The organism is Nocardia sp. No.11 (assembly GCF_038752175.1).
Lineage (GTDB): Bacteria > Actinomycetota > Actinomycetes > Mycobacteriales > Mycobacteriaceae > Nocardia > Nocardia canadensis.
On sequence record NZ_JBCGFB010000154.1, the window covers coordinates 1 to 12,588 of the forward strand.

At 64.1% G+C, this 12,588-nt stretch carries 9 protein-coding genes; 3 read left to right on the forward strand and 6 right to left on the reverse strand.

Features of this window, described 5'->3' with window-relative positions; all coding sequences use genetic code 11:
• Nucleotides 1-122: 122 nt before the first annotated feature.
• From V8688_RS28600 to V8688_RS28620, 5 genes are all read right to left on the reverse strand, one after another.
• On the reverse strand, nt 123-1,013 hold the full coding sequence (locus tag V8688_RS28600) for a hypothetical protein (protein WP_342802094.1): 891 nt from the start codon (nt 1,011-1,013) through the stop codon (nt 123-125).
• Nucleotides 1,014-1,089: 76 nt separating this feature from the next.
• A complete protein-coding gene (locus V8688_RS28605) occupies nt 1,090-4,296 on the reverse strand; it encodes a type I restriction endonuclease subunit R (RefSeq protein WP_342802095.1) in 3,207 nt (1,068 codons plus the stop codon).
• A complete protein-coding gene (locus V8688_RS28610; protein ID WP_342802096.1) occupies nt 4,296-5,519 on the reverse strand; it encodes a restriction endonuclease subunit S in 1,224 nt (407 codons plus the stop codon). The genes V8688_RS28605 and V8688_RS28610 overlap by 1 nt, the downstream gene beginning before the upstream one ends.
• Nucleotides 5,512-7,140 (reverse strand): class I SAM-dependent DNA methyltransferase, encoded by a 1,629-nt coding sequence (locus tag V8688_RS28615; protein WP_342802102.1) that lies wholly within the window; start codon nt 7,138-7,140, stop codon nt 5,512-5,514. Before V8688_RS28615 ends, V8688_RS28610 begins: the two co-directional genes overlap by 8 nt.
• A gap of 35 nt (nt 7,141-7,175) precedes the next feature.
• Entirely contained in the window at nt 7,176-9,107 is a 1,932-nt protein-coding gene (locus tag V8688_RS28620) for a hypothetical protein (RefSeq protein WP_342802097.1), read from the reverse strand.
• Between the two features lie 163 nt (nt 9,108-9,270).
• Here V8688_RS28620 and V8688_RS28625 point away from each other — a divergent pair, with 163 nt between their 5' ends.
• From V8688_RS28625 to V8688_RS28635, 3 genes are all read left to right on the forward strand, one after another.
• Entirely contained in the window at nt 9,271-9,582 is a 312-nt protein-coding gene (locus tag V8688_RS28625) for a hypothetical protein (protein WP_342802098.1), read from the forward strand.
• A gap of 106 nt (nt 9,583-9,688) precedes the next feature.
• A complete protein-coding gene (locus V8688_RS28630; RefSeq protein WP_342802099.1) occupies nt 9,689-11,095 on the forward strand; it encodes a Fis family transcriptional regulator in 1,407 nt (468 codons plus the stop codon).
• A 39-nt stretch (nt 11,096-11,134) separates the two neighbouring features.
• Complete coding sequence (locus V8688_RS28635) at nt 11,135-11,539, forward strand: hypothetical protein (RefSeq protein ID WP_342802100.1); 405 nt, start codon at nt 11,135-11,137, stop codon at nt 11,537-11,539.
• 50 nt (nt 11,540-11,589) lie between these two features.
• Here V8688_RS28635 and V8688_RS28640 read toward each other — a convergent pair whose 3' ends face one another.
• On the reverse strand, nt 11,590-12,501 hold the full coding sequence (locus V8688_RS28640; RefSeq protein ID WP_342802101.1) for a nucleotidyl transferase AbiEii/AbiGii toxin family protein: 912 nt from the start codon (nt 12,499-12,501) through the stop codon (nt 11,590-11,592).
• Between the last annotated feature and the right edge of the window lie 87 nt (nt 12,502-12,588).

Genomic DNA, 12,588 nt, shown 5'->3' on the forward strand with positions numbered 1-12,588 from the left:
GATGCCACGGGGGCACGCGTCGGTGCAGTTGAAGGTGGTGCGGCAACGCCACACACCCTCGACGTCGTTGAGGATGTCGAGCCGCCCGACAGGCGTCGAGGACTCCTGGCTTTCTCAGAGTGCTAGTTCCCGTGGTACGGGCCGATGACAATCTGCGCAGGATCCAGTTCGCTGTACTGGAACACGTCTACTGACGTTCGCTCGACCTCATCGAATTGCTGCTCGCCTGAGTGATCGAAAACGACCTCGCGAACGGTCATCATGGCGGTAAAGTTCCAGGTCGCAGGCTTTTCGATGACCCACTCCGACTGCGTGCAGTCGCCGCACTCCTCGAGCTCGGACTCAATGGTTTCATCCCCATCGTTCTCGTCGCTGTGCGTTTCGCATGCTTCGAAGGTGGTGCGGTAGGAATGACCTTCGCTCCACAGGTAGGCCTGCGGTGGCCACTCCAGCTCGATCCATTGGCCAGGCTCCAGCGCATATTGCGCGACGACCCTCTCGAGCGCTGCCGCGTGGTCGGTCGCCGACCATTCGATGCGCGGCGGGTACGCGACATCTTCGATGGGGTTGATCCCGTCGTAGTAGGGCTCTTCACCCCTCAACCGGACTTCCCGCTCGATCCCTAGTTCGGCCAGCCGCTCTCGCCAGTGCTGCGCGCTCTTGTAGCCGCCGTGAACAGACTCTGGCATGACTGCGACCTCACCTTCCAACAGGAGGCCGGCTTGTCGAGTGAAGTAGTCGTGAAATGCCCGAGTGGGCAACCGGCCGATGATCTCGGTCCTGATGATCTCGTCCTCTGCCTCAGACAGGTCAGCCTGCACCGACGCCACAATCTCGGCGCTGGACTGCCCGCGTTCCGGCGCTCGAGTTTCGAACGCTTCTGCCGCTAGCCGGTCCCGCAGCTGGGTCAGTGTTCGAACACGGTCGTGTCGCGCGGCCTCGGACTCGAGATCTGGGTTGTTGTGATAGTCGCGTTGGACGGCGTCGATGATGGTCGCGAGACGCAGGGACATGCCTTCCCCTCCTAGGTGGTCGAATGAATTTGATTGTGCAGGAACAGTTCTCAGCGATCGCATCCGACCGTCGTGTTCAAGATGCCCCAGGGTGCCTGTCCTGTGCGTACTTCGGTGCCAGCACTTCCATCTGGTCGATGACCTGGCGAATCGCCGCAGGCTGCTTGTCCGGCGGATAGCCGTACCCTCGGAGCAGGCGTTTGATGGTCGAGCGGAGTTTGGCTCGGACGTCGTCTCGGACGGTCCAGTCGGTCTTCACGTCGCGCTTCATCACGGCGACCAGTTCCCGGGCGATATTGCCGAGGACATCGTCACCCAGTTCGATGACAGCGGACTCGTTTTCGTGGACCGCGTCGTAGAAGGCGAGTTCGTCTTCGTCCAGACGCGGGTTGAAGGTCGCGCCGCGGTCGCGTTCGGCCGCCGCTTCGCGGGCGAGCTCGATCAGCGCGGAGATGACCTGAGCGGAGGTGAGTTGCTGGTTGGTGTACTTGTTCATCAGTTCGCGCAGGCGTTCGGAGAAGGCCTTCTGCCGGACCAGGTTGTTGCGGGTGCTGTGGCCGACCTCGGCGGTCAGGGCGTCGCGGAGGGCTTCGATGGCCAGGTGCGGATGTTCGGCTTCGCGTGCCTGCTGCTCGAAGTCGACGGTGAGGTCGGTGAGCGACGGTTTGGGCATGCCCGCAGCGGCGTAGATGTCGATGATCTGGCCGGACGCGGTGGAGTCGGCGAGCAGTTTGTCGAGGGCGCGTTTGATGTCGGCGGGCAACGGTCGACCTTCGGCCTTGCGTTGTTCGGCATCGTATTTGGCCATCCAGACCCGGACCTGTTCGTAGAACTGGATCTTGGGGCGCAGGTCGGTCAGGGTTTCGGAGCCTCGGCTCACTGCCCACGCACGGCCGAGCTGGTTGGCGAGGTCGCGGAATCGGTCGGCCAGCGTCGGGTCACCGGCGGGAACCTGGTTGCCGGGTGTGGTGGGGGAGCGCAGGTACTCGAGTGTGCTGGTGACGACGCGCATGAACTGACCTGGCTTCTCGACGAGTTTCGACCACCACGGGTAGCCGGCGCACAGGGCGTCGAGCTGGGCGACCAGTTGCCGGGTGAGCTCGACGACCTGGTCCGGTGTCGACTGGACGGGCTGTTCCCGGCCCGCGGTGCGGGTGTACTCCTTGAGCGCGGCTTCCAGGTTGTCGGCGATCGGCGCGTACGCGACGACGAGGCCGTCTCGTTTTCCGGCGAACGTTCGATTCACCCGGGCCAGGGTCTGCATGAGCAGCGCACCTTGGATCGGCCGGTCGAGGTAGAGCGTGTGCAGCGGCGGCGCGTCGAAACCAGTGAGCAGCATGTTCTGCACGATTACCAGCTCGAGGGGGTCGTTCTCGTCTTTGAGCCGGTTGGTGATCGCCTTGTTCTGCGACTCGCGCCGCACATGCTTGCGGATCGGTTGCGGATCCTTGGCACTGCCGGAATACACGACCTTGACCACGCCCTGGTCCAGCGCGTCCGATTCCCACTCGGGTTCGAGCGCGATGATCTCGGAGTAGAGGTTCGCCGCGATCTCGCGGGTGGCGCACACGATCAGCGCCTTGCCGTTGCCGCCGATGTACTCGTTCATGACCGCTCGGCGGTCGCGCCAGTGCTCGACGAGGTCCTTGGCGACCTTCTTCAACCGCTCGGGCGCCCCGTAGAGGGCGTTGAGTACGGTCACCTCCTGTTCGATGCGGCGGCGTTCGATGTCGTCCAGGCCGATCACCGCGGCATCGGCGGCACCGTCGATCTCGGCGTCGGTGACCTCGGCGGCGACCTTCACCTCGGGCAGCCGCGGTTCGAAGATGACCCGCACGGTCGCTCCGTCGTCGACAGCGCGGGCGAGGTCGTAGATGTCGATGTACTCGCCGAACACATGGCGCGTGTTGCGGTCCTCGAACGAGATCGGGGTGCCGGTGAACGCGATCAGGGTCGCGTTGGGCAGTGCCGACTTCAGGTGCGCGGCGTACCCGTCGAGATCGTCGTAGTGGCTGCGGTGGGCTTCGTCGACGATCACTACGACGTTGCGCCGGTCCGACAGCATCGGGTGCTCGAGCCCGGACTCCTTCTCCTGCTTGGTCAACCCGAACTTCTGCAGCGTGGTGAACAGGATGCCACCGGTCTGCCGATCCGCCAGCGCAATCCGAAGTTCCGCCCGGCTGCTGATCTGCTTCGGTTCCTCCTGCAGCAGTGCCGATTTCGAGAAGGCCGCGTACAGCTGACCGTCGAGTTCGGTGCGGTCGGTGACCAGCACGATCGTCGGGTTCTTCAACTGTGGTTTAGTACCGACGAGGTGGGTGTAGAGCTCCATCTCCATCGACTTGCCCGACCCCTGCGTGTGCCAGACGACGCCGGCCTTGCCGTTGCTGCGCATCGCGTCGATGGTGCAGCCGACGGCCTTGGAGACCGCGAAGTACTGGTGCGGCTTGGCGATTCGCTTCAGCAGTCCCTGTGGGGTCTTGTCGAAGGCGACGTAGTCGCGCTGCAACTGCAGGAACCGTTCGGTCTGCAGCACCCCGTCGACCAGGTACTCCAACTGGATGCCCGCGTCCTCGTCCTCGATGCGGGCACCGAATGCCAGCGGTTCCCCGTTGTCGTCGACATTCCACGGCGAATAGTGGTTCAACGGGGTGAACGGGGTGCCGTAGCGGGCGGTGACACCGTCGCTGATCACGGTGAGCACGGTGAACCGGAACGCCATCGGGAACTCGTCGAGATAGGTCGCCAGCTGGGCGTGCGCGGACGCCAGGTCGGCCGCCTGCGAGCCTGGCTTCTTCAACTCGACGATCACCACCGGCAGACCGTTGAGATAGAGCACCACATCGAAACGCCGCCGATGCTCACGCGAGCGGACATCGACCTGACGGACCGCGAGGAACTCGTTGTCCTCGACCTGCCCACCGATGAAGTGGATGGTCGGATTCTGTTCCACCCCACGATGATCGACATAACTGATCCCGGTGTACCCCTGGATCAGGATCTGATGCAGCCGGAAGTTCTCCTCGATAGCCTCCTGAGACTTCGGCGCCAACACCTCTGCCCGTGCCTGCTCCAGAAACTCCACCGGCACGTCGGGATTCAGCTGCCGCATCCGCTCCAACAGCCGTCCTTGCAACACCAGGTCCTGCCAGGACTCCCGCCCCAGATCCTTACCAGGGGCAATGTCGGTGCCAGTCAGCGGCTCCCACCCGTGCAAATCCCCCAACCGCTCGACCATCATCTGCTCGAGCTGGTTCTCACTGACACCGACATTCTCGATCATTACACTATCGCTTCCACTTTCTTTTCCGCATCCTTGACACGGAGTTTTCCGGACATGAGAAGGGGGAGTAGTTCGTCCCGAGTTTTTTCGAGAACGCGAGATTCGTCGACTGCTGCTTTGACCCGACGCATCAGCGGCTGTGCGAGGACCTCGAATTTATCGAGGTCCTCCTGATCTGGAACCGCGACTTCGTACAGGCCGACATCTGCTGCCGCCAACCGCTGACGTCCAGTCGTGCCGACCATGTGCCGGATCGCGAACTCGCGAAACCTGGAACTGATCGCCATGAAGTACGGCAGAGACTGAGGAATGCCTGCTCGTGAGCGCATGACGATGAATTCTGTCGATCCGACTCCCACATCACCATCGGCGAGGAAGTCGACGTAACCGACCTTGCCGTTTTCCAAACACGGGGTGATCCTGGCCAGGAGGGTATCGCCATTGCGGAACCGGGCTCCGCCCTTTGCCGCACGACGGTCCCACTGGGAGACGGTCATCTGATCGGCTGGAAGATTCTTCATTTCCAGATACACAGGATCGTGTTCGCTCATCTGCAGCCGCTCGCTTGGATTGAGGTGGAACAGCGAGTTGATTGGACTCACTCGTGATTCCTCGCGATCAAACTCGTCCATGCCGAGCTGCGCAAATTTGGCAACTAGAAGGTCTTTGGTAATGGTGCCGATCCGGTTGTTGGCGGCGATCTTGTCATCGAGCGCCCCCAACACCTCCGCAATCGCCCGCTGATCAGAGAGAGGTGGAACCCGGAGCTCAACTCTCTCCAGGGTTTTTTGATTCAACGAAAGCATTGTTGTTCCGGAAGCATGCCTCGTAAGCCACTCCCGGACGTCCGCGCTCTGGAGCTGGTAGGCAATGAACCGTGATGATGCTGCGGCCCCTACCCGAACGCGAATGCCATCTGAACCTAGGAAATAGCCATCTTCGCTTGGCTTAACCCAGGCCGACCGGTCAACTGCGCCCTTCCTGCCGAACACAATGTCACCCGCACGAAGGACATATTCCGGAAGTCGTGAGGTTACTCCGTCGTCGACGCGTGGCGTTCGTTCATGCAGTTGGATATTGCCGTAGCCGACCTCGCCGACGGATATCACCGGGGTGCCAGTATCGGTGTACTCGCTCGCTTTGAGCGTGGTTCCGAAGGGGCCGGTTTTGATTGAACCACCGACCGATACAAGCAGTTCGCCTAGCGTGAGCGTGTTAGACATCGAGGCGCTCCAATTGAGAACGGACGGACTGCTCAAGCTGAACCGAAACGTCGAAGGCGCGAAGTAGTTCACTCGTCAATCTGGCGACCTTCAGCTCAACTGGCTCATCATCGTCTGTTGTCTCTGGGCTGCCGACGAATCGACCAGGTGTAAGCGTATACTCCGCAGCCTTGATCTCATCCGTACTTGCCGACTTGCAGTAGCCTGGCACATCTTCGTAACTCAGCCCTTTCGCTCCAGCAGAACGAGTACCTCGCCAAGCGTGGTAGGTGTCCGCGATCTTCGCGATGTCCTCGTCCGACAACGCCCGCTCGGCCCGGTCCACCATGTACCCGAGCTCCCGGGCGTCGATGAACAACACCTCCCCGGTCCGATCAACAGCCCCACCGCGCCCGGCTTTCTTGTCTTTGGCGAGGAACCACACGCACACCGGAATCCCGGTCGACCGGAACAGCTGGGTGGGCATGGCGACCATGCACGACACCAGGTCCGCCTCGACGATGCGAGCGCGAATGTCGCCCTCTCCGTTGGAGTTCGACGACATCGACCCGTTCGCCATCACCACGCCGGCCGATCCGTGAGGCGCCAGCTTGTAGAGCACGTGCTGGATCCAGGCGTAGTTGGCGTTGTTGGCCGGTGGGACGCCGAAGACCCAGCGGGGGTCTTCGATATTGCGGGTCCAGTCCTTGATGTTGAACGGGGGATTGGTCATGACGTAATCCATGGCTACGCCGGGGTGTTGGTCGCGGGCGAAAGTGTCGCCCCAGCGGGCGCCGAGGCCCTTGTTGTCCATGCCGTGGATGGCGAGGTTCATTTTCGCCAGTCGCCAGGTTTCCTCGATGGCTTCCTGGCCGTAGACCATGAGGTCGTGGGCGTCGCCCTCGTGGTATTCGACGAATTTCTCCGACTGCACGAACATGCCGCCCGACCCGCAGCAGGGGTCGTAGATGCGGCCTCGGCTCGGTTCGAGCACTTCGACGATGGTGCGGACCACGCTGGGCGGGGTGAAGAACTCGCCGCCGCGTTTGCCTTCGGCGCGGGCGAAGTTGCCGAGGAAATACTCGTAGACCTCGCCCATCAGGTCGCGCGCCTTCTGGTTTCCGTGGCGGCTGAACTTGGCGCTGTTGAACAGGTCGACCAGCTCGCCCAGGCGGCGCTGGTCGATATTGTCGCGGTTGTAGATGCGGGGGAGGGTGCCGAGCAGGGACTCGTTGGCTCCCATGACTGCGTCCATCGCCTCATCGATGAGCAAGCCGATCGACTTCGGCGACTCGCCGTCCTCGTTGCGACCCTTCGCGTACTTCGACAGGTAGCTCCAGTGTGCGTTGTCGGGTACCAGGAACACCCCGTATCCCCGGTATTCGTCGGGGTCGTCGAGGTCCATCTCCAGTTGCACAGGGTCCACGTCGTCGCCACCGAATTCGGTACGCAATACCTCACGGCGTTCGTCGTAGGCGTCGGAGACGTACTTGAGGAACACGAGACCGAGGATCACGTCTTTGTACTGGGCCGCCGACAGCGAACCTCGAAGCTTGTCGGCCGCCTTCCACAGCGTGTCCTTGAGCTCCTTCATGGTCGACGGTGCTTGCGCCACGTCGGCTTTCCTCGTCCTCGGGGGCACCCGGGGCTCCTCTCCTCGTTGACTGACGATGTCTTTCATGCCAGGGTTCCGGCCGTCGCGGCCGGGACACCCAGACTCACTGTGCCTGCGCCGATCCCGCTGATCAGAGCGCGGCACAGATCCTCCATCGCATCCTGCCGCGCGCGCAGGCGTCTGGTGTAATCGGCGGCCTCGGCCAGCACCGACTCGAGGCGCTCGGACTCCTCGGCGGGCAGCCGCGGCACGGTCCACGTCCGCCAGTCGGTGTTGTGCTCGGGCTGGTCGTTGATCAGCGTGGCCAAGGCGTACGGCCCGATCCCGGCGTGCGGCGTCAGCCGCAGGATTCGTGACGGGGACATCACCCGGCTGCCGCCGACCGGGTCGACGATCGCGCGGGGCGGGTGGTCACCGAATACCACATCGCCGGGTTCGGTGCGGTTCGCGCGGGGATAATGCCGTTGCGCGTCCAGCGGGTCGAGCCGGAACACTTCGGCGCCGTTGTGGGCCGACAACACCGTCACGGTGCCGTTCGGGTCGCTGTGTGCCGGGTTGATCCGGTTGCCGGTACGCAGGTGGAGCAGTCCGAGTCGCGACAGCTCGCTCAGCGGTCGCTGCACTATCTCGCTCGAGTTCGCCGTGGACCCGGCATGCACGTCGAATCCGGGATCGGGTTCGGCGGTCACGAGGGTGGCGGTATAGACAAGGTTCAGGTCATCGATCGTCTCGGGCGCGCGCAGCCGCACAGCCAGGGCACCTGGTGCTACCACCGCATGCCCGGCGCGGATGTCGCTGAGCGGGACCTCCTTGCCGTAGCGGTAGGCACGCGCCTCGCGGTCCGTGCGGTCGCCGAACGCGGCAGCCACATCGGCGGCGAGGGCGTCGTGGTCGAGGTCGGTCGGCCGGATCGTGCCGAGGTCGGCCACCGTGGGCAGACTGGTTTTGGCCCCGCCGTGGAACACCCAGATGCCGAGTGCTTGCCGGTGGGCTTGCTTCCACAGCCCACGCGGCAGCTTGAACGCCGCCATCAGACCACCGGAACCCAGCGTTTCCGCCCGCTTGCCCTCCAAGGAGTCCTGCCGTTTGCCGACGCGCGGAATCGCGTCGCACAACGCCGCAGCCGAGCCGATGATCACCGCGATCTCGTCGGGCTCCAAGCCCAACAGCACATAGTCGACATCATCTAGGGCCTGAGCCTGTTCGGTGCCGACCACCGACAGCAGCCTAACTCGGGGACCGGCCTCGACGGCCTGCTCCTTCTCGCGAATCACCATGCGGCGCCGCAACGCACGGGCCGCATGTCCATCGCCGATCGCGTGGATCTCGAGTTCGGGATCCGCGTCGGACAGGGCGAGCACCACGGTCGGCGCGTCGCCGCCGGAGACCAGGTGCACGGCGTCGGTACCGAGTTCGGTCCGGCACGCGCCGATGACGGTGCCGAGCACCTCGATCGCGTGCGGGGTCAGATCACGAAGCGCGAGTTCACGACCGGCGCGAGAAGTTTCGAGTTTGACGAGTGCGTCCGAACCACCATAGCTCGCCGCCATCAGGTCGTCGATGAACGTGCGTGCCGCGCCGGTGTCGGCGAGCGTCGCGATCTCGCGGGCGAACGACTCGTCGCCGGGATCGAGTTCCCGGGCCAGGTCGACGCATTCCTCGTCGGTCAGGTGAGCCAGGTCGCCGGCCAGATGTCGCAGACACAGCAACGTCACGAGGTCTTCCAAGGACCAACCGTCGGGAGCGCCCACGGTCGCTGCGTCCAACCGGGCTTCGGCGTTGTTGCCCCGGCCGGTGCGTTCGAGGTAGTCGATCACCTCGGATCGGTCGAAGCGAGCGAGGCCGCCCACCTCGGCGACCGGCCGCGGAAACGGAATGAGCTGCCCACGGACCGATTCCCGGTTACGCCACATCGACACTACCGCTCGCTCGACTTTCGCCAGGTCGGCGATGTCTTTCAGCGTGAGCGTCGGTTCGGTGGCCGGCTGGTCCATTGGTACCCCTCATCCTCGTGGATCGGCACCGACGTTACGCCTGGGCGGCCACATGTACCTAGTTCGAATACTGATAAACCGGCTTATCAGTGAAATGCATCGACGTGGCCCACAGGTCAGGCTCATTGTGATCTCGCACCGCGTACCGAGCGAGGAGGTCACCATGAGCGGACATCGCACTCACCGTCCCTGTCGGCAGTACCAGCCCCGTTTGGCGGCGGTGCGTCGAAAGCTCGACCTCCACACCGGCGCGGATGTGGCGCAGCTGCCTCCGCTGGTCCGGATCGCTCGGTGTGGGTCGGGGAAGCTGAAGTACTTCACCTTCGCCGACGCCGACCTCGCGCTCGCCGGGATCGACACATCGAACCCGAACAGGCGCGAACAGCGGGTCTATCCGTGCCCGCTGTGTCAGGGCTGGCACCTCACCAGCCAGGACCGTCGTGGCCGTGCAGACGCAACGGAAGATTCAGTCTAAGAACAACTTTCACTCTCGTCCGGTCCCGGATCGAGAAGCCCACTTATCACCATGCGGTGCGACGACCGGTCGGGCCGCTCCCCAACGCGCCCTCCCGAGGAGAACCATGCACCACAACGCGCACTTCGCCGACAACAACACCGCAGTGGCGATCGAGCAGCTGATCCTGCGTGATCGCGATGTCCTGCGTGAGGCCCAGCGCTGGACGAGCGGGCATCGCGGTCCGATCGTCGACGACACCGAGATCTTGGCCGCCGCCGACCTGTCGGCGTTCATCACCGAGGTGGTCAAATGCGGAGCCGTCGCGCTCGCCGCGGCCGGTCAGGCCAGCGATGCCAAGGAATTGGAACGGATGGTCGCCGAGGTCGGTGAGAAGGCCGCCGCGTCGGCGGCCAGGGCGGCGGAGTTGACCGGCCAGGCCGCCAAGGACGCCTCGGCGGTCATGACCAAGACGGTCGACTCCGCGAAGAAGGTGTTGGCCGAGGCCGACGCGAACTGTCGCAAGGAGATGGCGGCGACCGTCACCGCGGCCACCGTCAACATCACCGACCAGGTCAATCGGCTCTTCGGCGGGTCGAACCCGGAGTTGGTCGCTCGTCTGAAGCCGGTGCTCGAGCAGTTCAGCGCCGAACTGTCGATGAAGGCCGCCGCAGGCACTCAGGAACTGATCGCGACCGCGACCAAGCAGTTCGACCTGAACGACCCGACTTCGCCGATCGCCAAGCACACGGCCGCGCTCGACGCACGTCAGCTCCAGATGAGCGATCTGCTGATGGCCAACCACGCCGACCTGACCAAGCGGTTCGAGGAGATGACCGCCGCTCTGAAGGTCCGGGAGGCGAAGGCGGCCCTCATCTCGGTGACCCCGCGTAAGGGCGACTCATTCGAAGCGGGCATCCACCGGTTCATGGAACCCATCGCGGCCGGTCTCGGCGACGAGTACTACGACACCAGCGCGAAGCACGGCGCGCTGCGCGGCTGTATGAAGGGCGATGGCCTGCTGACCACAGCCGGCGGCGCGCGCGTGGTGATAGAGATGACCGACTCCCAGCGCAAGGAATGGGGCAACTATCTCACCGAAGCCGAACGCAACCGCGAGGCGGCCGCGTCGCTCGGCATCGTGCGGTCGCCGGAACAGAACGGCAACGAAACTCTGCGGGTACTCGGTCCGCGCCGGGTGGTGCTCGCCTTCGACCCCGACACCGATGAGCCGGATCTGCTTCGCGCGTGTGTACTGCTGATGCGTGCGGCAAGCGCGACGGTGGTCGCCCGTGGTGGCGGTGAACAGGTGTCGACCGCAGTCGAGAAGGTGCAGAGCGCGCTGGCCAAGCTCGAAAAGCTCGCTACCACGAAGAAATCCGCCGATGTCATCCGGCGAGAAGCCACCAAGATCGACAAGACCGTGACCGACTTCGCGACGGAGGTCGAACTGGTGCTCGCCGAAGCGGTCACCGCCCTCACCATCAGCGCTGGGTCGTCGCCCTTGGTGGTGGTAGACACCGAGGTCGCCTGAGTCCGCCCCTTCGCAGTTCCCCCATTTTAGGAGTTGGGTATGACTGAGCCGTACGAACCCGAAAAGCTGCCCGCCCACCGCGAACCGCCGCTGTATCCCGAGCCGATGCCCCAGGCGCCGCCGCCGAGCGCGGCCGGCTTTGCGCCGCTCGATGCCGGGCAGCACCCGACCCAGGGTTATGGCGACCCGCGCCATGTTCAGCCGCGGCCGCCTGCGGCACCGGGATACGGGCAGCGGGGGTTCCCTCCGCAGCCGATGTATCAGCCCGTGCCGCAGGCTGTTCCGGTGGTGAATGTCACGCAGAACAACATGGGCGGCGGCTACGTCGCCCTGCGCCGGGGACCCAACCATGGACTGCACCTTGTGCTGACCCTGATTACCTGCGGGCTGTGGGCGCCGGTGTGGATCCTGATTATCGTACTCGACACGCTGAACCGGAAATGAGTTGAACCCCGCTGTTCTGGTTCTGCGTGGCCCTCGGGAGTGCTGAGGTACTACTGAGACGGTGCCCAGATGCGCCGCTCGGGACTCCACCTATGCGGCGTCGCGGCGGCCGGAACGCTGATCAGGATCCGGTCGTAGCAGGTCCGTGCTGTCGCCAGGGCGGCCTCGAGATCGTGATGCTCGGCGGCCAGCGGACTCTTCTTCGCCGTCTTTGACCACTGCACTGCCCAATCCGGCCCGGGCGCCTGCATCGTGCGTGGCAGGCTGGGAATTCTTCGCATAGCACGTTCGGCCTCCACCGCGGCCACCGTCGTCTCCAGATCGATCGGCAGATACATGCTGACCAGTAGCAGATCGACCAGATCGCGGTATCGCCCCGACGAGGTCCCGCCCGCCCCGAAGCGTTCGAAACAGGCGCAGATTTTGTCGGCGATCTGATCGGCCAGCGGATACAGCGCGATCCGGGCCTGGCCGGGGAAGTCGTCGTTGTCGATCAGCCGTGGCGCAGGCTGGTGCTCGATCGCGCCGATTAGTTCGCGCCGGGCGTCGACGATGTCGATGGAGAACGCATCGAACTGCTTACCGCCCAGCAGGGCTCGTACCGTCACAGTCGAGCCCTTGCCGTTGGACAGCGGCAACGGCTCGCTGAGCTCGAACCTGAATTGGTCGAGGTGGTTGTCTCGAACGGCGATGCGCAGTTGGGTGATCGGATCGGAGTCCCGATCCTGAGGCACTGTCAGCAGGTCGATGTCGCGGCTGTAGCGAGATTCGGGCAGCCGGACCATCATCCCGACGCCGCCTTTCAGGATCCATCGGTCCGGGTCCGCGGTGAAGACCCGCACCAGGAATCGCGACATCACGAAACGACGTTTGACGGTGTTGTGATCCTGTTCGGTCGCTTTCGCATGTGCTTTGAGGTGATCGGTAACGCTGCGACGAACTGCGTCCGGAGATCGCGTCACCGACTCACCTGCTTGTCGGTGCGCCGCCCGGCGAATGCGGCGTGCTTATCGGGTTCGAGTGCGGCGCGGGCCTGCTCTCCGGCCCGC